The 22,924-nt window shown below is 73.0% G+C and carries 27 protein-coding genes; 15 read left to right on the plus strand and 12 right to left on the minus strand.

Annotated elements, in window-relative coordinates:
* A partial coding sequence (locus L615_RS10980) for a TerD family protein (protein ID WP_261376646.1) occupies positions 1 to 576 on the minus strand: 576 nt, incomplete at its 3' end.
* Positions 577 to 722: 146 nt separating this feature from the next.
* Between L615_RS10980 and L615_RS10985 the strand changes: the two genes are divergently transcribed.
* The gene (locus L615_RS10985) at positions 723 to 1,775 is read left to right on the plus strand and encodes an enoyl-CoA hydratase/isomerase family protein (RefSeq protein ID WP_222430525.1); all 1,053 of its coding nucleotides are present in this window, start codon (positions 723 to 725) and stop codon (positions 1,773 to 1,775) included.
* A gap of 24 nt (positions 1,776 to 1,799) precedes the next feature.
* On the opposite strand, the gene L615_RS10990 is transcribed toward L615_RS10985, so the two are convergent.
* Positions 1,800 to 2,006, minus strand: coding sequence for a hypothetical protein (locus L615_RS10990; protein ID WP_028656231.1), 207 nt, complete (start codon positions 2,004 to 2,006; stop codon positions 1,800 to 1,802).
* A 476-nt stretch (positions 2,007 to 2,482) separates the two neighbouring features.
* Between L615_RS10990 and L615_RS10995 the strand changes: the two genes are divergently transcribed.
* The 4 genes from L615_RS10995 to L615_RS11005 all read left to right on the plus strand — a co-directional run bounded on the left by L615_RS10995 (position 2,483) and on the right by L615_RS11005 (position 5,038).
* Positions 2,483 to 3,592 (plus strand): LuxR C-terminal-related transcriptional regulator, encoded by a 1,110-nt coding sequence (locus L615_RS10995; protein WP_051485913.1) that lies wholly within the window; start codon positions 2,483 to 2,485, stop codon positions 3,590 to 3,592.
* Positions 3,593 to 3,693: 101 nt separating this feature from the next.
* On the plus strand, positions 3,694 to 3,864 hold the full coding sequence (locus L615_RS23280; RefSeq protein ID WP_186449826.1) for a hypothetical protein: 171 nt from the start codon (positions 3,694 to 3,696) through the stop codon (positions 3,862 to 3,864).
* 23 nt (positions 3,865 to 3,887) lie between these two features.
* The gene (locus tag L615_RS11000; protein WP_145725094.1) at positions 3,888 to 4,490 is read left to right on the plus strand and encodes a hypothetical protein; all 603 of its coding nucleotides are present in this window, start codon (positions 3,888 to 3,890) and stop codon (positions 4,488 to 4,490) included.
* Between the two features lie 20 nt (positions 4,491 to 4,510).
* Positions 4,511 to 5,038 (plus strand): gamma carbonic anhydrase family protein, encoded by a 528-nt coding sequence (locus L615_RS11005; RefSeq protein ID WP_028656233.1) that lies wholly within the window; start codon positions 4,511 to 4,513, stop codon positions 5,036 to 5,038.
* 9 nt (positions 5,039 to 5,047) lie between these two features.
* On the opposite strand, the gene L615_RS11010 is transcribed toward L615_RS11005, so the two are convergent.
* Complete coding sequence (locus L615_RS11010) at positions 5,048 to 5,932, minus strand: LLM class flavin-dependent oxidoreductase (protein ID WP_145725124.1); 885 nt, start codon at positions 5,930 to 5,932, stop codon at positions 5,048 to 5,050.
* A 5-nt stretch (positions 5,933 to 5,937) separates the two neighbouring features.
* On the minus strand, positions 5,938 to 6,771 hold the full coding sequence (locus L615_RS11015) for an SDR family NAD(P)-dependent oxidoreductase (protein WP_186449827.1): 834 nt from the start codon (positions 6,769 to 6,771) through the stop codon (positions 5,938 to 5,940).
* A gap of 41 nt (positions 6,772 to 6,812) precedes the next feature.
* On the opposite strand from L615_RS11015, the gene L615_RS11020 reads away from it, so the two are divergent.
* Positions 6,813 to 7,643 (plus strand): arylamine N-acetyltransferase, encoded by an 831-nt coding sequence (locus L615_RS11020; protein WP_145725096.1) that lies wholly within the window; start codon positions 6,813 to 6,815, stop codon positions 7,641 to 7,643.
* 28 nt (positions 7,644 to 7,671) lie between these two features.
* Here the strand turns inward: L615_RS11020 and L615_RS11025 are convergent, their stop codons facing one another.
* Complete coding sequence (locus L615_RS11025) at positions 7,672 to 8,436, minus strand: IclR family transcriptional regulator (RefSeq protein WP_145725097.1); 765 nt, start codon at positions 8,434 to 8,436, stop codon at positions 7,672 to 7,674.
* Between the two features lie 129 nt (positions 8,437 to 8,565).
* Here L615_RS11025 and L615_RS11030 point away from each other — a divergent pair, with 129 nt between their 5' ends.
* Together L615_RS11030 and L615_RS11035 are read left to right on the plus strand one after the other, a co-directional pair.
* Positions 8,566 to 9,330: a CoA transferase subunit A gene (locus L615_RS11030; RefSeq protein WP_145725098.1), complete on the plus strand. Its 765-nt coding sequence runs from the start codon at positions 8,566 to 8,568 to the stop codon at positions 9,328 to 9,330.
* A 1-nt stretch (position 9,331) separates the two neighbouring features.
* Positions 9,332 to 9,964: a 3-oxoacid CoA-transferase subunit B gene (locus L615_RS11035; RefSeq protein WP_145725099.1), complete on the plus strand. Its 633-nt coding sequence runs from the start codon at positions 9,332 to 9,334 to the stop codon at positions 9,962 to 9,964.
* A gap of 38 nt (positions 9,965 to 10,002) precedes the next feature.
* Here L615_RS11035 and L615_RS11040 read toward each other — a convergent pair whose 3' ends face one another.
* On the minus strand, positions 10,003 to 10,647 hold the full coding sequence (locus L615_RS11040) for a GTP pyrophosphokinase family protein (RefSeq protein ID WP_051485915.1): 645 nt from the start codon (positions 10,645 to 10,647) through the stop codon (positions 10,003 to 10,005).
* A 168-nt stretch (positions 10,648 to 10,815) separates the two neighbouring features.
* Here L615_RS11040 and L615_RS11045 point away from each other — a divergent pair, with 168 nt between their 5' ends.
* The 7 genes from L615_RS11045 to L615_RS11075 all read left to right on the plus strand — a co-directional run bounded on the left by L615_RS11045 (position 10,816) and on the right by L615_RS11075 (position 16,163).
* The gene (locus L615_RS11045) at positions 10,816 to 11,517 is read left to right on the plus strand and encodes a hypothetical protein (protein ID WP_145725100.1); all 702 of its coding nucleotides are present in this window, start codon (positions 10,816 to 10,818) and stop codon (positions 11,515 to 11,517) included.
* A 169-nt stretch (positions 11,518 to 11,686) separates the two neighbouring features.
* On the plus strand, positions 11,687 to 13,123 hold the full coding sequence (gene pyk / locus L615_RS11050; protein WP_145725101.1) for a pyruvate kinase: 1,437 nt from the start codon (positions 11,687 to 11,689) through the stop codon (positions 13,121 to 13,123).
* A gap of 606 nt (positions 13,124 to 13,729) precedes the next feature.
* Positions 13,730 to 14,221: a hypothetical protein gene (locus L615_RS11065; protein ID WP_145725102.1), complete on the plus strand. Its 492-nt coding sequence runs from the start codon at positions 13,730 to 13,732 to the stop codon at positions 14,219 to 14,221.
* A gap of 159 nt (positions 14,222 to 14,380) precedes the next feature.
* Complete coding sequence (locus L615_RS24195) at positions 14,381 to 14,527, plus strand: hypothetical protein (RefSeq protein WP_261376640.1); 147 nt, start codon at positions 14,381 to 14,383, stop codon at positions 14,525 to 14,527.
* 11 nt (positions 14,528 to 14,538) lie between these two features.
* Positions 14,539 to 14,769, plus strand: coding sequence for a hypothetical protein (locus L615_RS24200; RefSeq protein WP_261376641.1), 231 nt, complete (start codon positions 14,539 to 14,541; stop codon positions 14,767 to 14,769).
* Between the two features lie 11 nt (positions 14,770 to 14,780).
* A complete protein-coding gene (locus tag L615_RS24205; RefSeq protein ID WP_261376642.1) occupies positions 14,781 to 15,056 on the plus strand; it encodes a Type 1 glutamine amidotransferase-like domain-containing protein in 276 nt (91 codons plus the stop codon).
* 54 nt (positions 15,057 to 15,110) lie between these two features.
* A complete protein-coding gene (locus tag L615_RS11075) occupies positions 15,111 to 16,163 on the plus strand; it encodes a phosphatase PAP2 family protein (RefSeq protein WP_145725103.1) in 1,053 nt (350 codons plus the stop codon).
* On the opposite strand, the gene L615_RS11080 is transcribed toward L615_RS11075, so the two are convergent.
* From L615_RS11080 to gcl, 6 genes are read right to left on the minus strand one after another with little or no spacing between them, the layout of a single operon-like run.
* The gene (locus L615_RS11080) at positions 16,126 to 16,860 is read right to left on the minus strand and encodes an SDR family oxidoreductase (RefSeq protein WP_145725104.1); all 735 of its coding nucleotides are present in this window, start codon (positions 16,858 to 16,860) and stop codon (positions 16,126 to 16,128) included. The genes L615_RS11075 and L615_RS11080 overlap by 38 nt on opposite strands.
* A 1-nt stretch (position 16,861) precedes the next feature.
* Positions 16,862 to 17,707: a bifunctional allantoicase/(S)-ureidoglycine aminohydrolase gene (locus tag L615_RS11085; RefSeq protein WP_145725105.1), complete on the minus strand. Its 846-nt coding sequence runs from the start codon at positions 17,705 to 17,707 to the stop codon at positions 16,862 to 16,864.
* Positions 17,708 to 17,711: 4 nt separating this feature from the next.
* On the minus strand, positions 17,712 to 19,055 hold the full coding sequence (gene allB / locus L615_RS11090) for an allantoinase AllB (RefSeq protein ID WP_145725106.1): 1,344 nt from the start codon (positions 19,053 to 19,055) through the stop codon (positions 17,712 to 17,714).
* A gap of 55 nt (positions 19,056 to 19,110) precedes the next feature.
* Complete coding sequence (locus L615_RS11095; RefSeq protein WP_145725107.1) at positions 19,111 to 20,001, minus strand: fumarylacetoacetate hydrolase family protein; 891 nt, start codon at positions 19,999 to 20,001, stop codon at positions 19,111 to 19,113.
* Positions 19,998 to 21,134 carry a glycerate kinase gene (locus L615_RS11100; RefSeq protein WP_145725108.1) on the minus strand — a complete coding sequence of 379 codons (1,137 nt, stop codon included), beginning with the start codon at positions 21,132 to 21,134 and terminating at the stop codon, positions 19,998 to 20,000. The genes L615_RS11095 and L615_RS11100 overlap by 4 nt, the downstream gene beginning before the upstream one ends.
* 13 nt (positions 21,135 to 21,147) lie before the next feature.
* A complete protein-coding gene (gene gcl, locus L615_RS11105) occupies positions 21,148 to 22,923 on the minus strand; it encodes a glyoxylate carboligase (protein ID WP_028656502.1) in 1,776 nt (591 codons plus the stop codon).
* Position 22,924 lies beyond the last annotated feature (1 nt).

The raw sequence follows: 22,924 nt of genomic DNA on the forward strand, positions 1-22,924 counted from the left end.
GGGGGTGTGGCAGCCGGTGCCGTGGGCGGAGGCGGAGGCCGGCTCGTCCTCGACGTCCACGCCGACGTCGCGGGCGAGCGCCGCGAGCCCGTCGGTGTAGCCCTGGCCGACGGCGCGCAACTTCCACTCGCCGTTGCGGCGGTAGACCTCGGCGAAGACCATCGCGGTCTCGGTGGTCGCGGGGATCTCGCAGCGCACAGCGGCCGGGCCGTGCTCGTCGGCCGCGACCTCGACGCCCAGCCCGGGCAGGGCGCCGAAGCTGCCGCTGCCGTCGAGCGAGGCGCCGATGACTACCTTGTCGACGTCGGCGGGCAGGACAGCGGTGTCGATCCGCACCCGGTCGATGGTGGTGGCACCCCGCGCGCCCTTGCCGAGGTGCGTGACGGCACCAGCAGCGCCCTGCGGCTGGTTGTAGAAGACGAAGTCCTCGTCCGAGCGCACCTTGCCGGTGGCGGCGCAGAGGAAGGCGGACAGGTCCGCGTCGACGCCGGGACGGGCCTCCCAGGTCAGGGTGACCACGACGCACGCAGGCAGTCCTGCCTGGCCGAGTCCGGTGTTGCCTCCCCGGGCAAGCATCTGCGTCACGTCGCGCTGCTCCTGTCCCGACGGGCCGGCCCGTCGTCGGTGTGGCTGGGGTCGCCCATCGTACGGACGGCCGATCGGCACCCGTGCGGGCGATGCCGCCCGGTCCGGCGCACGAGCTGCCCGGCACAATGGCGGCCGTGAACAGCGACGGCGAGTCCCCGGTCCTCCTGCGCCGCGAGGGGCACGCCGCGCACGTCGTGCTCAACCGGCCGCGGGCCATCAACGCGCTCACCCACGAGATGGTCGGCATCATCACCGCGGCCCTCGAGGAGTGGCGCCACGACGACAGCGTCCGCACGGTCGTGCTCACCGGGGCCGGCGAACGCGGGCTGTGCGCGGGCGGCGACATCGTCGCGATGTGGCACGACGCGAAGGCGGGCGGCTCCGAGTCGGCGGCGTTCTGGGCGGACGAGTACCGCCTCAACGCCACCATCGCCGCCTACCCCAAGCCGTACGTCGCCATCATGGACGGCATCGTGCTCGGCGGCGGGATCGGGCTGTCGGCCCACGCCCCGCAGCGCGTCGTGACCGAGCGCTCCTCCATCGGCATGCCCGAGGCCGGCATCGGGTTCCTGCCCGACGTGGGCGGGACCTTCCTGCTGTCGCGGGCACCCGGGGAGACCGGCACCCACCTCGGCCTCACCGCCGGTTCCATCGGCGCCGGCGACGCGATCGCCACCGGCTTCGCCGACCACTACGTCCCGACCGAACGGGTCCCGCGCCTGCTCGAGGAGCTCGCCACCCGCGACGCCGACGAGGCGCTCGCGGACGCCGAGCAGCCCGCGCCGCCGTCCCCGCTCACCGGGGCGCGGGCCTGGCTGGACGAGGCCTACGCCGGCGACGACGTCGTCGAGGTCCTCCGGCGGTTGCGCGCGCTCGGCCACGAGGAGGCCGAGCGCGCCGCCGCGACCATCGAGGCGAAGTCGCCGACCTCGGTCAAGGTGACCTTGCGCGCCCTGCGCGAGGCTGCGCGGATGACGGACCTGCCGCAGGCGCTCGACATGGAGTTCCGCCTCGCCGTGCGGCTGCACCACTCCCACGACTTCGTCGAGGGCGTGCGGGCCCAGGTCGTCGACAAGGACCGCAACCCGCGCTGGGAGCCGCCGCACGTGCGTGACGTCGACGACGCCGCCGTGGCAGCGCTCTTCGAGCCGCTCGGCGACCGCGAGCTGGGGCTGTCCGCCCGCTGACGGTCGCCGACCGTCAGCGGGCGGTCAGTCTGCTTCCCCCGGTCGCACCTGCTCCCGCCGACCACCGGGGACGAGGAGGTCGAGCAGGAGCAGGGCGGCGACCGAGGACGACACGACGAACGCCATCCACGACCCGACGGCCATGAGCACCACGGTGCCCGCCGCCCCGACCACCACCAGCGGGAGCAGCGCCGGGGAGTGACCGAGCCAGAGGGCGACGCAGGCCACCATCGACGCGAGGCCCAGGGTCCCCAGGAGGATGCCCTCGCTGACGATCCCGGTGTCGTCGAGGCCGACGGTCCCGCGCGCGGCGGGGACGACCGCGGCCAGGCCGACGAGCAGCAGGCCGGCCGCCTGGACCTAGCCGGTGGCGACCGTTGCGCTGGCGGCCCACCCCCGGACGTCCGGGACGACCTGCGGCCGGCCGGTCTGCACCTGGATCATGTCGTCGACGATAGGTCGCAGGAGCCCCCCGGCGCGTGCCCCTCGGGGGGTGAGGTCGTACCTCCTTCGGGGGTACGACCTGGCACCCACCCGGGCTGGAGCGTTCCCAACGCCCGCGAGCCGACCTACGCTGGCACGAGCGCAACGTCGCGCGCCGAGGAGGCGAGACATGGGGGGACGTCGTACGGACCCACCTGTTCGCCAGCCGGCCGGGCATCTGGGCCCAGCACATCGGGGCGGACACGGTCGAGGAGGTCGAGGCCGTGCTCGACGAGGCCCAGCGCCTGCTCGGTCCCGACTCGGTGCCGGCGATCGACGACATCACCGACTTCGAGGCTGCCATCGCCGCGCTCGAGACCGGGTGGAGCGCGGTCCGCACCGCGCTCGTCGGCGGGCACCTGGCCCTGGCCCCCGTCAGCGGCAGCACGGTCGACGACCTCATGGCGCGGACCATCCGGAGCGAGCGGCTCGTCCGCACGGCGCAGGTGCGCCACCGCGAGTCCGCCCTGGCCCAGGTCCGCGAGACCCTCATCGAGCTGCGCGACATCGACAGCGTGGACGGCTTGATGAGCGCCGGAGCGGAGGCGTTGTGCCGGCTCGGGTTCGACCGAGCCCTCGTCTCCCGCGTCGAGCAGAACACCTGGTTGACCGAGGCGGTCCACCTGGTCGACGACGACCCCGAGTGGGCCGCCGCGATCCTCGCCGCCGGCCGGGCGCACCCGGTGCCGCTGGTCCACGGCCTGCCGGAGGACGAGGCGCGACGACGGGCGGTGCCGGTGCTGGTGACCCGCGTGCAGGAGCGCGAGGCAGTCCGCCAGGCCGTCGCCGAGGCGTCGCAGTCGCGCTCGTACGTCGCAGCGCCGGTCATGCCCGGCCGGCGGTTGCTCGGGTTCGTCCACGGCGACCGGTTCTTCCGGCGCGGTGACGTGTCCGAGCACGACGCCGAGCTGATCGGGGTCTTCTCGCAGGGTTTCGCGTTCGCCCTGGAGCGGGCGATCCTCGCCGACGAGCTCGCCCAGGTCCGGGCCGCGGTGCGCCAGGTGGGCCTCGGCCTGCAGGGCTTCGCCGACGGCGACGCGTCGCCGAGCCTGCTGTCCGTGCCGACGGCGCCGGCGAGGTGGAGCAGCGGCACCGGCCCGCTGACCGGCGCCGCCCCTCGGGCCGACGGTGTCGAGCTCACCCGGCGTGAGCTCGAGGTGCTCGAGCTGATGGCCCAGGGCGACACCAACCAGCGGATCGCGCGGCGGCTCACGATCTCGGAGGGCACGGTGAAGTCCCACGTGAAGCGCATCCTGCGCAAGCTCGGCGCGGCGAACCGGGCCGAGGCCGTGGCCCGCTGGCACACCGCGCAGTCCCGCTCGACCGCCAGCTGACCCCCACGGACCGGGCCGGCATCCCCCCAACGGGCTACGACATCCATCCCAGGGGAGGCTGTGGACCGCGGCTTCGCAGGCGCACCCTCGGAGGGTGCTCGATGACGGGCACCACGACGCCGAAGGGAGGGGTGGTCATGACGTGGCACACCTCGACGACGACCCGCGACGACCTGCAGCAGCTGATCACCCACATCCGCCACTGTGGCGGGACGGTCGCCAGCTGCCAGCGGTGCGCCGAGGGCCTGCTCGTCACCTGGTTCACGCTCTGAGCCGTCCCGGCTAGCCTCGCAGGGTGGACAACCCTGACGAGGCACTGGCCCGGTTCGCCGCCCAGCAGCCGGGCGCTGCCCTGGGAGACGTGCTCGGCGCCTCCGGACGCAGCCTGCAGCCGATCAGCCGCGCCGGCCAGGAGGCCGCCACGAACCTGCTGGACAAGGCCACGCGCGGCCTGCTCACCGGCGACATGGACCGGGCGCGGCGGTTCGCCGACCGGGCATGCCGACTGGCCTACGACCGCCACGAGGAATCCCACCCGGCTGCCAGGGTCGCCCACATGCAGTTCTTCGACCTGGTGGTCGACACCCTGGAGGACTGCGAGCCCGGCGACACGCTCTGGCTCCAGGCCGCCGCGATGGCCGCCGCGGACGCCGACGAGCGGGGGCGCTCGGAGGTGCGGGACGTCCTCGAGGCGATCAGCCGGGACTACCACCTGACCCGGCGCGAGCACGCCGCGGTACGCGCAGCAGTCGTCGACCTGCCCGTGCTCACGTCAGCGTGGGAGCTCCGATTCGGACCCGCGGAGCACGATGCATTCGTGGAGACGGTGCTGTCGATGCTGAGGGTGACCATCGGCTACCTCGCCGCACTCGGTGCCCTCGAGGGCGTCGGCTCCTGAGCGTGCTCTAGCGTGCAGGGGTGTTCGCGTACGAGTTCGAAGGCCGTTCCCCGCAGGTCCACCCCGAGGCGTTCGTCGCGCCGACCGCCACGCTGATCGGCGACGTGCGGATCGAGAAGGGCGCGAGCGTCTGGTACGGCGCCGTCCTGCGCGCCGACATCTGCACGATCATCGTGCGCGAGGGCGCGAACATCCAGGACAACTCCGTGGTGCACGGTGCGCCCGACGTCGTCGTCGAGATCGGCGCCCACTCCACCGTCGCCCACGCCTGCGTCTTCCACGGCGACTCCCTCGGCGAGAAGGCGCTGCTCGGCAACGACAGCACCGTCCTCGACGGCGCCCGCGTCGGGTCCGGCAGCCTGGTTGCCGCCGGCTCGCTCGTGGCGCCCGGCACGGAGATCCCCGACGGGGTGCTCGCCGCCGGCAGCCCGGCGAAGGTCAAGAAGCCGATCGAGGGCACCGGGGCGTCGGTGTGGGTCGAGACCAACGCGCCCTACTACGCCGACCTCGCCCGCCGGCACCGCGAGGGCATTCGCCCCGCCGAGTGAGGCGGGACCTCAGAGGATCCCGGCGACCAGGTCGACCTGGCGCGGGTCCCCGCCGGTCGGGATGAGCTGCACCTCGTCCGTGCCGATCTCGGCGAACCGGTCGAGCAGCGCCCGGAGCTCCCCGAGCGTGCCGGCGAACCCCGCGCTGGGGGCGAGGGCGTCGACGATCTCGACCGGCAGCCAGTTCATGTAGTGCCGCAGGTGCGCGTGCACCTGCCCGCGCGGGTCGTCGGTGGCCTCGGCCAGGGCGAACCAGAAGGACGTGGTCAGCCGCGGCGCCGGACGGCCTTCATCCGCCCAGGCCTTGCGCGCCACGTCGAAGAGGGCAGCGGTCTCGTCCACGTCGGCGGTCAGCGTCATGCCGGCGAGCCCGTCGGCCCAGCGCGCCGCGTGCTCCGTCGTACGACGACCGAGGGTCCCGACGAGCAGCTCGGGGCCACCCTCCGTGGCCGGTCGGGGGCCGACCGGGCGGGTCGCGCCGGTGGTGTTCTTGCCGGCCCACACCCGGCGCAGCACGTCGGCGCGCTCGGCGAGCTGGGCCATGGTGCGGGTGCCCCAGTCGGCGCCGACGGCGCGGTAGTCCTCCTCGCGACCACCGACGCCCAGGCCGATCGAGAGCCGGCCGTCGCACAACCGGTCGGCGGTGGCGAGCGCCTTGGCCAGGTGGACCGGGTCGTGCAGCTGCGGCACCACCACGGTGGCGGCGATGCGCACCCGCGAGGTCCACGCCGACACGGCGCCGAGCAGGGTGAGGATGTCGGGGTTGTCGAAGGCGATCCGCTCGCCGAAGCTGAGCGTGCTCCAGGGGCCGGCGTCGATGCGGGTCGCCCAGTCCCGCAGCAGGGCGGGGTCGACGTCCGGCTCCATGACCGGCAGCGTCATGCCGACCTGCATCGCGCTCACCAGACCACGCCGCGGTCGACGACGAGGTTGGCGCCGGTGATCGACGCAGCCGCGTCGGAGGCCAGGAAGAGCAGCGACTCGGCGACGTCGCCCGGCGGCATGAAGCCGGGGATGACCGACTGGCTCTTGGCGACCAGCTCCCAGTTCGCGTCCTTCGGCAGGCCGGCCGCGGCCGCCTCGATCATGGGGGTGGCGATTCCACCGGGCGAGACGCAGTTGACCCGCACCCCGCGCGTGCCGAGCTCGACCGCCAGCGAGCGCATCCCCAGCAGCAGGGCGGCCTTCGAGGCGCAGTACTGCGCGTTGTAGGGCTGGCCCATCACGGCCGAGATGGACGCGACGGACACGATGTTGCCGCCGCTCTCGGCGAGCGCGTCGGCGAAGGACTGGGCGAGCAGCAGCGGCGCGAGCGCGTTGACGTCGAAGTGGCGGCGCAGGCCGGCGGCGCTGATCTTCCCGACCTCGGCGAACTGCTGGATGCCCGCGACGTTGCACAGCACGTCGAGGCCGCCGAGCTCGTCGAGGGCGGCGGCGACGAAGGACTCGCGCGCCGCGTCGTCGGCCAGGTCGCACGGCACGACACCGTCGGCGTCCTCGCGGAACAGGTCGGCCACCACCTGGCCGACNGGGCGGCGGCGACGAAGGACTCGCGCGCCGCGTCGGCAGCCACGTCGGTGGCGACGACGCGCGCACCTTCCTCGCGGAACAGGTCGGCCACCACCTGGCCGACACCCCCGGCAGCTCCGGTGACGACGACGCGACGGTCGGTGAACCGCTGGGCGCGGGCAGGGGCGGTGGTCATGGGTCCTCCTCGGTACGGGAGGCCCCACAATAGAACGCGTTCTACTTCTTGTCTCCCTACGATCTCCCCATGACCGACGGCTGGGAGTCCGACCGGCTCGACCTCGACGGCTACCTCGCCCGGCTGGGCGTCGCGCGCGCGGCGCCGGACCGGGCGCTGCTCGACACCCTGCACCGGGCGCACGTGCGGACCTTCCCCTTCGACAACGTCGACGTCGTGCTCGACCAGCACCCCGGCGTCGGCCTGGCGGCGCTCGACGCGAAGTTCGTGGGCCGCGGCCGGGGCGGCTACTGCTTCGAGCACGCGAGCGTCTTCGCGGCCGCCCTGGAGCAGCTGGACTACGACGTGCGCCGGCACCTGGGCCGCGTCGGCGACCCGGCGGCGGGCACCGTGCAGGGTCGCACGCACATGACGGTGGAGGTGCGGCTCGACGGTGAGCGGTTGCTGTGCGACCCCGGCTTCGGGATGAGCCTGCTGCACCCGGTGCCGCTCGTCGACGGCACGGGGTCCGACCAGGCCGGCTGGCCCTACCGGGTCGTGCGCGACGCTGCCGGCGGGTGGGGCCTGTGGCGGCTGCGCGAGGCCGGGTGGGAGCTCGCGCACACGACCGACGAGCTGGCGGTGCTGCCGGTCGACGTCGTGATCGGCCACCACTACACGAGCACCTTCCCGACCTCGCACTTCCGCAACAGCCTGATGGTCACCCGGCACGAGGAGGGCCGTCACGTCGCGCTGACCGCCTCCACCCTGACGGTACGACGCCCGGGCGAGCCGACCGAGCACCGCGAGCTCGCCGACGGCGAGCTGGTCGAGTGGCTCGACGCGCTGCAGGTCGGCCTCAGCCCGGACGAGACGGAGCGGCTGCTGGCCCGGCTCGCAGAGCTCGCCCGACCGGCCTGACGTCGCCCGACCGATCTGACGTCGTACGTCAGCGGCGGCTGCCCATCCGGGCGCCGAGCTGGTGGGCCTCGCGCAGCAGCAGCTCGCCGAGCTCGCGCTGGCGCGGCGGCGCGAGCCGCGACTCGATGCCGTTGATGCTCAGCGCCCAGCGCGGCTCCTCGTGGGCGTCGAAGACCGCCGCGCCCAGGCCCCAGCTGCCGGTGACGATGAGGCCGGGGTTGACGGCGTAGCCGCGACGCCGGGTCTCGGCGACCCGCTCGCGCAGGGCGGCTGCCGTGTGCTGCTCACCGTGGCTGGCGGCCAGGTCGGCCCGGGCGAGCCAGGACTCCCGCTCGCGCTCGGGCAGGAACGCGAGGATCACCAGGCCCGCGGAGGCGACGCCGAGGGGGAACCGGATGCCCTCGTGCAGGACGTGGGAGCGGATGGGGAAGCTGCCGTCCTCGCGGAGCAGGCAGACGGTCTCGTTGCCGCGGCGCACCGAGAAGTAGGCGCTCTCGCCGGTCTCGGCGGCGATGCGCAGCACTGCCTCGCGCGCCGCCGGCGCAATGTCGTGGCGGGTGGTGGCTGCGGCACCGAGCAGGAAGCACTCAGGCCCGAGGTGCCAGTCGGCGGTCTCCTCGTCGCGCTCGACCATGCCCTCCTCGCGCAGCGCGACGAGCAGCCGGTGCGCGGTGGGCCGTGGCAGGCCGGTGGCCTGGGCGAGGCCGGTGGTGCTGGCGCCGTCGGGCTCGCGGGCGGCGAGGGCGCGCAGCAGGGTCCCGACTCGTCCGACCACGCTCGCACCGTTGTCCACGCCCGGCAGCCTAGCCTGCGTCCACTGAGTGGACGCTTCTCCCCGCTACTGCCCGGGCAACGAGAAATCAGGCGGAAAGTCGCGCTCACCTGTTGACCACGATCGGGCACCTGGCCGAACCTCGCGGACATGGACAAGGTGATCTCCTCGGCCGCCGAAGCGGTCGCCGACATCCCGAGCGGAGCGACCCTCACGGTCGGCGGCTTCGGCCTGTGCGGCATCCCCTCGGTGCTCATCAACGCGCTCCTCGAGGCCGGCACGACCGACCTCGAGGTCGTCTCCAACAACGCCGGCGTCGACGACTGGGGGCTCGGCCTCCTGCTGACCGCCGGCCGGCTGCGGCGCGTGGTGGCGTCGTACGTCGGCGAGAACAAGGAGTTCGCGCGGCAGTACCTCTCCGGCGAGCTCGAGGTCGAGCTGACGCCGCAGGGCACGCTCGCCGAGCGGATGCGCGCCGGCGGCTCCGGCATCGCGGCGTTCTACACCCGCACCGGCGTGGGCACCCAGGTCGCCGAGGGCGGGCTGCCGTGGAAGTACGACTCCGCCGGCAACGTCGTGAAGACCTCCCCGGAGAAGCCGGTGATGGTGTTCGAGACCCGCGACGGGGAGCAGGAGTTCGTGCTCGAGGAGGCGATCGTCTCCGACTTCGGCCTGGTCCGCGCCTGGAAGGGCGACCGGCACGGCAACCTGCTCTTCCGCGACTCGGCCCGCAACTTCAACCCGCTGGCCGCGATGGCCGGCCGGGTCACCATCGCGGAGGTCGAGGAGCTCGTCGAGCCCGGCGAGATATACCCCAACCACGTGCACCTGCCGGGGGTGTACGTCCACCGCGTCGTACCGCTCACGCCGGAGCAGGCCGCGGACAAGAGGATCGAGAAGAGGACGGTGCGCTGAGATGGCCTGGGACCGTGAGCAGATGGCGGCGCGCGCCGCGGCGGAGCTCGTCGACGGCGACTACGTCAACCTCGGCATCGGCCTGCCGACGCTGGTGCCCAACTACGTCCCCGACGACGTCGAGCTGGTGCTGCAGAGCGAGAACGGCATCCTCGGCACCGGCGCCTACCCGACCGAGGACGAGGTCGACCCCGACCTCATCAACGCCGGCAAGGAGACCGTGACCGTCCGCAAGGGCGCGAGCTTCTTCGACTCCGCCACGAGCTTCGGGATGATCCGCGCCGGCAAGATCGACGCCGCGATCCTCGGCGCGATGCAGGTATCCGCCGGCGGCGACATCGCCAACTGGATGATCCCCGGCAAGATGGTCAAGGGCATGGGCGGCGCGATGGACCTGGTCCACGGCGCGAAGAAGGTCGTCGTGCTCATGGAGCACGTCGCCCGCGACGGGTCCTACAAGATCGTCGACGAGTGCTCGCTGCCCTACACCGGCCGCGGCGTCGTGCAGCGCATCATCACCGACCTGTGCGTCCTCGACGTCACCCCCGAGGGCCTGCGGCTCGTCGAGCTCGCGCCGGAGGTCACCCTCGACGAGGTGCGGGAGAAGACCGAGCCGGCCGTCCTGGCCGGCTGAACCGGCCCGCCCGGGCCGAGCCGGCCCGCCGGGGGGGCTCAGGACGGGTGGGCTCCCCCGTGCACGATGCGGTGGAGCTCACCCATCCGCTCGTCGAGGTCCTGCGCGACGTGGGCGGCCGCCTCGAGCTCGGCGAGCAGGTCGCTGGGCACGTCCTTGTCGTACTTGTAGTAGATCTTGTGCTCGACGCTGGCCCAGAAGTCCATCGCGACCGTGCGGATCTGCAGCTCGATCGGCACCTGGCGCACGTCGTCGGACAGGAACACCGGGATCTCCACGATCGCGTGGAGGCTGCGGTAGCCGTTGGGCTTGGGGCGGGCGACGTAGTCCTTGATCGTCCGCACCGTCACGTCGGGCTGGGTCGTGAGCATGTCGAGCACCTGGTAGGCGTCGGAGATGAACGCGCACACGATGCGCACGCCGGCGATGTCGGTGATCTGCTCGGCGATCGCCTCCAGCTCCAGCGGGCAGCCGATCCGCTCCGCCTTCTCCCGCAGGCTCTCGATCGTCTTCAGCCGCGAGCTGACGTGCTCGATCGGGTTGCCGGTGCCGCGGAAGGACAGCTCCTCGCGCAGGATGTTGATCTTCGTCAGCATCTCGTCGAGGCCGAACTTGTAGGTCAGCAGGAACTGCCCGATCTCGTTGGCGCGCGCCTCGTCCGGCAGCGGGCTGACGGCGGTCATCGGGCTCCCTGTCGGTCGCGGGCGGCGGTCTGGCTGTCGTGCTGGCTGTCGTGCTGGCTCGTGCGGTGGCGCTGCCGGCGGGCGGGTCCGGACGGCGCGGTCCCCCCAGTGTGCCGGGTCTGCGGTGATCGCCCGCGCAGGGGTCCACCGGTGGCCTAGGGTCCGGGCATGAGCGACGCAGCGACCGGCACGACCGGCATGACCGGCATGACGGGGCTGACCGTGCTGGTCGGCGGCGGGCGCGACGAGGAGCAGGTACGCCGCCTGCTCACCCCGTTCCTCGAGGCCGCCGGCACGGGCGAGGTCGCCGCGGTCGTGGTCGACGACGGCGAGGGCGTCGACCTGGCCCGCTGGCGTGGCCTGCTCGCCGACGCCACCGGCGTGCGCGACGTCGTGCTCTCGGCAGGCCGGCCGCTGGAGCCCGCCGACCTCGACGGGGTGGCCGGCGTGTTCGTCGCGGGCGGCCTCACGCCGCTGTACGCCGAGCTGGTGGTCCCGCAGCGTGACCTGCTCGCCACACTCCCCTACGCCGGCTTCTCGGCGGGCGCGGCGATCGCCTCGGAGCGCGCGATCGTGGGCGGCTTCCTGGTCGACGGCGTCGCCGTCTGCCCGGAGGACGCTGCGGAGGACCTCGGCGACGTCACCGTGGTGGACGGCCTGGGCCGGGTCCCCTTCGCCGTCGACGTGCACGCCGCCCAGTGGGGCACGCTCCCCCGCGCGGTCGCCGCGGTGGGCGCCGGCCTGGTGCCCGAGGCCCGCGCGGTCGACGAGCACACCGCACTCGTCGTGCGTGACGGCCAGGTGCAGGTCGTCGGCGCCGGGCAGGCCCTGCGGGTGCGGCCGGGGCCGGACGGCGTTGTCGTCGGCTGACCCGCCCGCCGGCGTACTCCGTGGACCTGGTGGCCGCTTCCCGAGGTTGGTGGCCGCTGCAAGAGTCAACAAGTTCGGGAATCACCGCCCAGGCGGTGGTTCCCGCCCACCCACTCATCCGCGATGAGGAACTGTTCTTCCACATCCCGGAATCTGCTAGAGTGACCGGGTGCGCAGAGCAAAGATCGTCGCGACCCTCGGCCCGGCTACGTCCTCGGCGGACGTGATCGCCGACCTCGTGGCCGCGGGCATGGACGTCGCCCGGCTCAACATGAGCCACGGCAACCACGACGACCACGCCAAGACCTACCAGCTCGTGCGCGACGCGGCGCGTGACGCCGGCCGCGGGGTCGGCATCCTCGCCGACCTGCAGGGACCGAAGATCCGGCTCGGCAAGGTGCCCGGCGGCCCGCYGCCGCTCGAGGAGGGCGCCGACTTCACGATCACCACCGAGGACGTCCCCGGTGACGCGCGACGCTGCTCGACGACGTACCAGGGCCTGCCGGGCGACGTCGCCGCCGGCGACCGCGTCCTCATCGACGACGGGCGCGTGGTGCTCGAGGTGACCGGCGTCGAGGGCACCGAGGTGCACACCCGCGTCGTCGTCCCCGGCAAGGTCAGCGACCACAAGGGCATCAACCTGCCCGGCGTCGCGGTGTCCGTGCCGGCGCTGTCGGAGAAGGACCGCGAGGACCTGCGCTTCGCGCTGCACCTCGGTGTCGACCTGGTCGCGCTGTCGTTCGTGCGCGACGCGGCGGACGCCGACGAGGTGCGCGCGATCATGCGCGAGGAGGGCATCCACCGCCCGGTCGTGGCGAAGATCGAGAAGCCGCAGGCGATGCAGAACCTCGACGCCGTCATCGACGCCTTCGACGCCTTCATGGTCGCCCGCGGCGACCTCGGCGTGGAGTGCCCGCTCGAGGACGTGCCCTTCCTGCAGAAGAAGGTCATCGACGCCGCCCGCCTCAACAGCAAGCCGGTCATCGTTGCCACCCAGATGCTCGAGTCGATGATCACCAACCCCGCCCCCACCCGCGCCGAGGCCTCCGACGTCGCCAACGCCGTCCTCGACGGCGCGGACGCGGTGATGCTCTCCGGCGAGACCAGCGTCGGCGCCCACCCCGTCGTGGCGGTGCGCACGATGGCTCGCATCGTGGAGTCCACCGAGGACAACGGCCTCGACCGGATGGCGCCGATCGACTGGCAGCCGCGCACCAATGGCGGCGTCATCGCCAAGGTCGCCGTCGAGGTCGCCAACCGCCTCGACGCCCGCTACCTCGTCGCCTTCACCACCTCCGGCGACACCGCCCGCCGCGTCTCGCGCCACCGCAGCGCGGTCCCGGTCCTCGGCTTCACCCCGGTCCCGCTCGTCCGCGACCAGCTCAGCCTCACCTGGGGCGTGCAGACCCACGTCGTCCCGCACGCCGACCACACCGACGAGATGGTCCGCCAGGTCGACCGCGCGCTGATGGACAGCGGCAAGGTGCAGAAGGGCGACGTCGTCGTGATCATCGCCGGTACCCCGCCCGGCACCCCCGGCTCCACCAACACGCTCAAGGTGCACCGCCTCGGCGACCCCGTGGGGCGCGCCGGCCAGGAGGGCTGAGCGGGCGCGGGAATCACCGCTCCAGAGGCGATTCCCTCGCTTCCTGACCGGTGCAACGGTCAGGAAGCAGCAGGAACGGTCAGGAAGTACGGCGTCGGAGCCGGGCCGGGACCGGGCCGGGACCGTGCCGGGAATCACCGCCCAGGCGGTGATTCCCGAGGTTGTTGACTGCTGCAGCGGCCAACAAGTCCGGGAACCGGCCACCAGGTACACCGTCGGCCGGACCGTCACCTCGCCCGCAACGACTCGTCGACCGACAGGTCGAAGTACTCCTCCGGGTCCACCGCCACGACGCCATCCTCGCGTCAGCGACCGAACCGCGCGACGTACCTGCGCTGCCACGGCGTCTCCACCGCACGCCGGTCGTAGTGCTGCCGCACGAAGGCGACGGCTCCGTCCGGCGGTACACCGTCGAGGACGGCCAGGCACGCGAGCGCGGTCCCCGCCGGCGTTCTCGAAGTACCTCGCCCGCTGCCCGGACGCCTGGAGCCGACGAGCGAGCTCCCTGGCGGCGGTCGTCTTCCCGGACCCGTCGATGCCGACGATGGCGACGAGGACCGCGGGCACGCCCCGAGTCTGCCAGCGGCGACCGCCTAGGGTGGCGACGTGGCCATGTCCCTGAAGTACGCCGTGGTCGAGCGCGAGCGGCGCTACCTGCTGGCGTCGATGCCCGCCGGCACGCAGGAGATGCGGGTCATCCTCGACCGGTACGTCGTCGGCACCCGGCTCCGCTTGCGGGAGGTGCGGTCGCGCGACGGTTCGGTCCTGCGCAAGCTCAACCACAAGGTGCGCCTCGGCGACGGCCCGGCCGAGGTCGCCTCCACCAGCTGCTACCTCGACGACGACGAGTGGACGCTGCTGCAGTCGCTTCCTGCCTACGAGCTGACCAAGCACCGGCACACGGTCCGCCGCGACGGCCTCGTGGTCGTCGACCAGCACGTCGACGGCAGCCTCATCGCCGAGGTCGACGACGGGGACGGACCACCGGGAGTCGTGCCCAACTGGCTCGACGTGGTCGAGGACGTCAGCGACGACGAGGCGTGGACCGGCGCCGCCCTGGCCGCCCGGCTCGGGCGGATGTCCGCTGCCCCTGGCTGAGCCGCCTCCCTGGGGATGTCAGGACGCCCGGTGATCGAGGTGCGACGAGCMCCAGCGAGGAGCCTCGAAACCTCCGGGCCCACCAGGCTTAGGTGCGGCGCACCGTCCGGCGAGAAGGCCTCGCGATGATTCCGGCGCCTCCGACGAGTCCTCCTGTCCGTGAAGCTCCTCCTCACCTCCGGTGGCGTGACCAACCCGAGCATCCGGCAGGCGCTGGTCGACCTGCTGGGCAAGCCGGTCGAGGAGGAGCACGCGCTGTGCATCCCGACGGCCATGCACGGGCACCCGCAGGTCGAGCCGGGCTGACGTGGCAGTTCGTGGCGGGGCGGTCGGACAACCCGATGGTCGACCTGGGCTGGGCGTCGGTCGGGCTGCTGGAGCTGGCGGCGCTGCCGAGCATCGAGCGCGAGCGGTGGGTGCCGTGGGTCGAGCAGGCGGACGCGCTGCTGGTGGCGGGCGGGGACGTGCTCTACCTGTGCCACTGGGTGCGGGAGTCCGGGCTGGCCGACCTCCTGCGGGGCTCACGGACACGGTGTGGGTCGGCCTGAGCGCCGGCAGCATGGTGCTGACGCCCGAGGTCGGGGACGACTTCATCCAGTGGCGACCGCCGTCCGGGGACACCAGCACGCTCGGCCTCGTCGACTTCTCCATCTGCCCGCACCTCGCCCCGGAGGGACGACCGGGCAACACGCTGGCCGAGGCGGAGGCGTGGGCGGCGGCGATCTCCGCGCCGGCGTACGCCGTCGACGACCAGACCGCGTTCCGGGTCGTCGACGGCGAGGTCGAGGTGGTCTCGGAGGGGACGTGGCACCAGCTGCGACGAGCCACGCCCTGAGAACCCTCTCGCGACCTGTCGGCCGCCACCACTACCCTCCTCCGGGGAGGTCCCATGACAGGCGGTGAAGCAGAGGCGACGGCGCGTCCGGCCCTGCCCCGGGTCGACCTCGTGCGGGTCGCCGGGATCGCGGTCTTCGTCCTCGCCCTGGCGGCGTACGTGCAGTACAAGGGCCTTCCGCGGCAGGGCTACCAGGTCGTCATCATCCTGTGGCTGGCCACCGTGGTCTGGGACATCCGCCGGCCGCTGCGCGAGCACGTCGCGTTCATCAGGGACTGGTGGCCACCGTTCGCGGTGCTGCTGTTCTACCTCTACAGCCGCGGCGTGTCCGACGACCTCGGCATCTTCGGCGTCCACTACAGCGAGCCGATCGAGGCCGACCGCTGGCTGTTCGGCGGCGYCCTGCCGACGCAGTGGCTGCAGGAGCAGCTGTGCGGGGTGCCGTGCCGCCAGTCCCTCCCTCCGGCCTGGTACGACGTCGTGCTGACCACCGTCTACTACTCGCACTTCTTCGCCGCGCTCGCGATCGGCGCCGTGCTGTGGAAGCGCAACCGCGACGCGTGGGTGCACTACATGCGGCGCTACCTGGTCATCATCTCGGCGTCCGTCGTCTGCTACGTCCTCTACCCGATGGCGCCGCCGTGGATGGCCGCGCGCGACGGCTACATGACCGACGACGTCGCCCGGATCACCGGCCGCGGCTGGTTCGACCTCACCGCCTCGACCGGCAGCACGACGACCGCGCACCAGAACGTCTCCGCGATCGGCAACCAGGTCGCGGCGATGCCGTCACTGCACTCGGCGCTCGCGATCTTCATCGCCTGGTGGGCGATCACCCACTTCACCAGCAGGTGGCGCTGGACGGTGCTGCTCTACCCCGCCAGCATGCTGTTCTCGCTCGTCTACTACGCCGAGCACTACGTCGTCGACGAGATCGCCGGCGCCCTGCTGGTCGCGGTGGTCGTGGCCGGCTGGGGCTGGTGGGACCGCCGGCGCGCACGCCGTGCCGCTCCCACCGTCGAGAGCAGCAGCACCGACCGCGCCGAGGACGGGGACGACGAGGACGGGCTCAGCCCCGACCGACGTACGGCATCCCTGTCGCCATGATCGTCATCGTCGGCACGCTGACGTCGAGCGGCAGCCGGGCCATGGCGACGACGGCGTCCGCGACGTGCTGCGGGTCGAAGGTCGGCTCCGGCCGGACGGAGCCGTCGGCCTGACGGGCGCCGGTCGCGATGCCGGCGGTCATCTCGGTCGCGGCGTTGCCGATGTCGACCTGCCCCACGGCGATGTCGTGGGCGCGCCCGTCGAGCGCGAGCGCCTTGGTCAGCCCGGAGATCGCGTGCTTCGACGTCGTGTACGCCGCACTGCCGGGCCGCGGGACGTGCGCCGAGATCGACCCGTTGTTGATGATCCGCCCGCCGCGTGGCTCCTGGCGCTTCATCTGCCCGAAGGCGGCCCGGGCGCAGAGGAACGAGCCGGTCACGTTGACCGCGAGGGTGGCCTCCCAGTCGTCGACGGCCACGACGTCCACGTCGCCGGAGGGCCCGAAGGTGCCGGCGTTGTTGACCAGCAGGTCGACCCGGCCCCACTCCGCGACGACCGTGGCGAAGGCGGCGTCGACCTGGCCGGGGTCGGCGACGTCGGTCGGCAGGACCAGCGCCGAGGCCATCGGTGCGGCCGTCTCCTCGAGGGTGGCGCGGGTGCGGCCGAGCAGCGCGACGTCGTGCCCGGCCTCCCCGAGGGCGCGGGCGACCACCCGGCCGAGGCCGGAGCCGGCACCGGTGACGACGGCGACCGGCACGTCAGACGAACTGCCGCGACAGGGCGGCGTGCCGGTTGACGTCCTTGTAGAGCAGGTAGCGGAACCGGCCGGGGCCGCCGGCGTAGCAGGCCTGCGGGCAGAAGGCGCGCAGCCACATGAAGTCGCCCTCCTGCACCTCGACCCAGTCCTTGTTGAGCAGGTAGACGGCCTTGCCCTCGAGGACGTAGAGGCCGTGCTCCATCACGTGCGTCTCCGGGAACGGGATCGCGCCGCCGGGCTCGAAGCTCACGATGTTGACGTGCATGTCGTGGCGCACGTCGTCCGGGTCGACGAAGCGCTGGGTCCGCCACGCGCCGTTGGTGCCGGGCATCTCGCCGCCCTCGACCTCGGTCTCGTTGGTGACGAAGGCCTCCGGGACGTCGATCCCCTCGACCCGCTGGTAGGCCTTGCGGATCCAGTGGAAGCGCGCGACCTGGTCGCTGGTGTTGTGCAGCGTCCACGCGCAGCCGGGCGGGAGGAACGCGTAGCCGCCGGGGGTGAGGTCGTGCTTCTCGCCCTCGATCGCCAGCGTCAGCGCACCCTCGACGACGAAGAGCACGCCCTCGGCGCCGGGGTCGAGCTCCGGCTTGTCGCTGCCGCCGCCGGGCGAGACCTCGACGATGTACTGCGAGAAGGTCTCCGCGAAGCCGGACAGCGGCCGGGCGATCACCCACAGCCGGGTGCCCTCCCAGAACGGCAGGCTGCTGGTGACGATGTCGCGCATCGTGCCGCGCGGCAGGACGGCGTAGGCCTCGGTGAACACCGCGCGATCGGTGGTGAGCTCGTGCTGGCCCGGGTGGCCGCCCGTCGGGGCGTAGTAGCGGGGCTGGTCGGACTGGTCGGCCATCGGGTCAGGCTCCTCCTCGGGTCAGCAGCCGGCCCTGCGGCGCGGCGTCGATGTCGATCTTCGCGCCGCGCAGCCAGGTCGAGCGGACGACGCCCGCGAGCGGCCGGCCGTGGTACGGCGTGACGGCGTTCTTGTGGTGCAGCTTGGCGACGTCGACCACGAAGGCGTCGTCGGGGGCGAAGACGCAGAAGTCGGCGTCGTAGCCGAGCTCGATGCTGCCCTTGCGCTGCAGGCCGGCCTGCCGGGCCGGGGCCTGGGACATCCAGCGGGACACGTCGACGAGCGAGAAGCCGCGACGGCGGGCCTCGGTCCACACCGCCGACTGGCCGAGCTGGAGCGAGGAGATGCCGCCCCACGCGACGCCGAAGTCGCCGGTGTCGAAGCACTTGAGGTCCGGCGTGGACGGCGAGTGGTCGGAGACGACGAGGTCGATGACGCCCTCGCGCAGGCCCTCCCACAGCAGCTCGCGGTTGGCGGCCTCGCGGATCGGCGGGCAGCACTTGTACTGCGTCGCTCCGTCGGGGATCTCCTCGGCGGCGAAGGTCAGGTAGTGCGGGCAGGTCTCGGCCGTGATCCGCACCCCGTCGCGCCGGGCGGAGGCGAGCATGGCGAGCACGTCGGAGCTGGAGACGTGCAGGATGTGCACCCGGCAGCCGGTCCAGCGGGCGAGCTCGATGACCTGGGCGACGGCGAGGTTCTCCGCGCCGCGCGGGCGGCTGTGCAGGAAGTCCTCGTAGGTCTCGCCGTGCGGGTCGGGCGCCCGCTCGATCGCGTGGGTGTCCTCGGCGTGCACGATCATCAGCCCGTCGAAGGACTGGATCTCGCGCATCGCCTCCTCGAGCTGGTCGGGGTCCAGGTGCGGGAACTCGTCGACGCCGGAGTGCAGCAGGAAGCACTTGAACCCGAAGACGCCGGCGTCGTGCAGGCCGCGCAGATCGGGCACGTTGCCGGGGATCGCGCCGCCCCAGAAGCCGACGTCGACGAACGCCTGGCTCTCCGCGGTCTTGCGCTTGAGCTCCAGCGCCGGGACGTCGCAGGTCGGCGGGATGCTGTTGAGCGGCATGTCGACGATCGTGGTGACGCCGCCGGCGGCCGCGGCGCGGGTGGCGGACGAGAAGCCCTCCCACTCGGTGCGGCCGGGGTCGTTGACGTGCACGTGCGAGTCGACGACGCCGGGCATGAGCACCTCGTCGTCACCGAGCTCGAGCACCTCCGGGGCCTCGAGGTCGGACGACAGCGGCTCGATCGCGACGATCGCGCCGTCGCGCACGCCGATGCAGCGGGCCACCTCGCCGTGCCGGGCCACGACGCGCGGCGCGCGGATCACCAGGTCCAGGTCGCGGTCCATGGGCTCACCCTCCGTGACTTCCACATTTCGGAATGTCATTTCTGTTCTCTGAAAATTACGCCGGACGCTTCGCGCCGGTCAAGAGGTCTGCGTCCGCGGCCGCGACGACCGGGGTGCACTGCCGGCCGAGGCCGCTGACCTCAGCCTCCACCACCTGTCCGGGCCGGAGGAAGGGCCGCGGCTCGGGACGTCCGGCAGCCACGCCGCCGGGGGTGCCGGTCAGCACCAGGTCGCCGGGCTCGAGGGTCATCAGCGTGCTCACGTAGGCGAGCAGCTCGGCGACCCCGAAGGCCATCCGCGCCGTCGTGCCGCGCTGCCGGCGCTCGCCGTCGATCCACAGCTCCAGGCGCAGGTCCTGGGGGTCGGGCACCTCGTCGGGCGTGACCAGCCAGGGGCCGACGGGCGTGAACGTGTCGGCGCACTTGCCCTTGGCCCACGTCGGGCCGGCGGCGATGCGCGAGCGCTCGCTCACGTCGTCCGCGGTGACGTAGCCGCCGACGGCAGCGAGCGCCTCCTGGGGGGAGGAGCAGCGGCTGAGCCGGCTGCCGACCACGACGCCGAGCTCGACCTCGTGGTCGCTGGTCTCCGAGCCCGGCGGCAGCTCGATCGCGTCGAACGGCCCGGACACCGTGGTTGACGGCTTGAGGAAGACCACGGGCTCGTCGGGGATCGCGGCCCCCGCCTCCTCGGCGTGGTCGACGTAGTTGAGCCCGATGCCCACGACCTTGCCCGGCCGGGCGACGGGGGCGCCGACCCGCAGGCCGTCGGGAACGACGGGCAGCTCGGCGGACGCGAGCGCCTGGCGGACCACCCGCAGCCGCACCGGGTCGGCCAGCAGGGCGCCGTCGACGTCGGTCACGACCGCGGACAGGTCGCGCAGCACGCCGTCGGCGTCGAGGCCGGCGGGCCGTTCGTGGCCCGGTGGGCCGATGCGCAGCAGCCTCATGCGTTCTCCTCGATCAGGACGAGTCGGTCGGTGGCGATCTGCTCGCCGAGCCGCTCGAGCAGGGTGGCGCCGTCGGTCAGGCAGCGCTGGAGGTCGGGCTCGACGTCGGTCAGGGCGTAGGCCGTGCCGATGCCCGCGGCCCCGAGCCGCTCAGGGTCGAGCCGGTTGACGCCGCAGACCGCGACGACGGGGACCCCGGCACGGGCGGCAGCGGCGGCGACGCCCGCGGGCGCCTTGCCGTGCAGGGTCTGCTCGTCGAGCGCGCCCTCGCCGGTGACGACGAGGTCGGCGCCCGCGAGGCGCTCGCCGAAGCCGACGAGCTCCAGCACCAGCTCGATGCCGGAGCGCAGCTCGGCGCCGAGCACGGCCAGGGCCGCGAAGCCGACACCGCCGGCGGCGCCGGCGCCGGGCCGGTCGCGCACGTCGGCGCCGGCGCTGGTCGCCACGACGTCGGCCCAGCGGGCGAGTGCGGCGTCGAGGCGTCGTACCTGCCCGGGGTCGGCACCCTTCTGCGGGCCGTAGACCGCGGCCGCGCCGTGCGGGCCGGTGAGCGGGTTGTCGACGTCGCAGGCCACGGTGACCGTGACGCCGTCGAGCCGGTGCCGCAGGCCGTCCAGCTCGAGCCGGTCGACGTGCTCCAGCCCGGCGCCGCCGTCGGCGACGTCGCTGCCGTCGGCGGTGAGCAGCCGCGCGCCGAGACCGCGGAGCAGGCCGGCACCGCCGTCGGTGCTGGCGCTGCCGCCGATCCCGAGGACCACCCGGCGACAGCCCGCGTCGACCGCGGCTGCGAGCGCCTGGCCCGCGCCGAGGCTGGACGCGCCGAGCGGGTCGGGCGCGCCGGGCAGCCGGACGAGGCCGGCGGCGTCGGCGAGCTCGACCACGGCGAGATCGCCCCGCCGCGCGTACGACGTGCGCACGGGCTCCCCGGTCGGGCCGGTCACGGTGACCGGGACGAGGTCGAAGCCCGCGGCCGCCGCAGCGGCCAGGGTGCCGTCGCCGCCGKCGGCCACCGGGGCCGAGTCGACGACGGCGTCCGGGACGACGCGCCGGATGCCGGCGCCCACCGCCGCCGCGACGTCGGCGGCGGTGAGCGATCCCTTGAACTTGTCGGACGCGATCAGGACCCGGGGCACGGCACGGTCCCGATCAGTCAAGCGGGACGAGGGCGGTCGGGGCGTGCTCGCCGCGCTCGGCCAGCTCCTCGAACTCCACGACACCGTCGATCTCCAGGCCCATCGACACGTTGGTGACGCGCTCGAGGATGACCTCGACGACGACGGGGACGCGGTACTCCGCCATCAGCGCCTTGGCCTTCTCGAAGGCGGCACCGAGGTCGGCGGGGTCGGTGACCCGCAGCGCCTTGCAGCCCAGGCCCTCAGCCACCTTGAGGTGGTCGACGCCGTAGCCGTTGACCTCGGGGCTGTTGACGTTGTCGAAGGACAGCTGCACGCAGTAGTCCATCTCGAACCCGCGCTGCGCCTGGCGGATCAGGCCCAGGTAGGAGTTGTTCACGACGACGTGGATGTAGGGGATGTTGAACTGCGCCCCGACGGCCAGCTCCTCGAGCAGGAACTGGAAGTCGTAGTCGCCCGACAGGGCCACGACCTGGCCGTCCGGGTCGGCGGTGGCGACGCCGAGCGCGGCCGGCAGGGTCCAGCCCAGGGGGCCGGCCTGGCCGGCGTTGATCCAGTGCCGCGGCTTGTACACGTGGAGCAGCTGGGCAGCCTGGATCTGCGACAGCCCGATCGTGGTGACGTAGCGGGTGTCTGCGCCGAAGGAGCGGTTCATCTCCTCGTAGACCCGCTGCGGCTTGATCGGGATCTCCTCGAAGTGCGTCTTGCGCTGCATCGTGGCCTTGCGGTCACGGCACTGCTCGGCCCAGTCGGCGCGGTCCGCCAGCTGGCCGGCGGCGGCACGCTCGCGGGCGACCTCGACGAGGACCTCCAGCGCGGCCTTCGCGTCCGAGACGATGCTGTAGTCGGGGGCGAAGACCCGGCCGATCTGGGTCGGCTCGATGTCGACATGCACGAAGGTGCGGTCCTTCGTGTAGGTCTCGACCGAGCCGGTGTGGCGGTTGGCCCACCGGTTGCCGATGCCCAGGACGAAGTCGCTCGCCAGCATCGTCGCGTTGCCGTAGCGGTGCGAGGTCTGCAGGCCGACCATCCCGGCGTTGAGCGGGTGGTCGTCCGGGATGGTGCCCCAACCCATCAGGGTCGGGACGACCGGGACGCCGGTGACCTCGGCCAGCTCGACGAGCAGGTCGGCGGCGTCGGCGTTGATGACGCCGCCCCCCGCGACGATGAGCGGGCGCTCCGACGCGGCCAGCATGTCCAGCGCCCGGGCCGCCTGGGCCTTCGTCGCTGCGGGCCGGCTGACCGGCAGGGGCTCGTAGGTCTCGATGTCGAAGTCGATCTCCGCCTGCTGGACGTCGATCGGCAGGTCCACCAGGACCGGGCCCGGGCGGCCCTCGCGCATCAGCTGGAAGGCCTTCTGGAAGGTGCCGGGCACCTGCGCCGGCTCCATCACGGTGACCGCCATCTTCGTCAGCGGGCGGGCGATGGAGGCGATGTCGACGGCCTGGAAGTCCTCCTTGTGCAGCTTCGAGACCGGCGCCTGGCCGGTGATGCACAGGATCGGGATCGAGTCGGCGGACGCCGAGTAGAGCCCGGTGACCATGTCGGTGCCTGCGGGGCCCGACGTGCCGATGCAGACGCCGATGTTGCCGGCCTTCGCCCGGGTGTAGCCCTCGGCCATGTGCGAGGCAGCCTCGACGTGGCGGGCGAGCACGTGCTTGAGCCCGCCGTGCTTGCGCATCGCGCTGTAGAACGGGTTGATCGCGGCGCCGGGCAGCCCGAACAGCTGCGTGGCGCCCTCCTTCTCCAGGATCAGAACGGCGGCGTCGACCGCGCGCATGCGTGCCATG

Source organism: Nocardioides sp. J9 (genome assembly GCF_007829375.1).
Lineage (GTDB): Bacteria > Actinomycetota > Actinomycetes > Propionibacteriales > Nocardioidaceae > Nocardioides.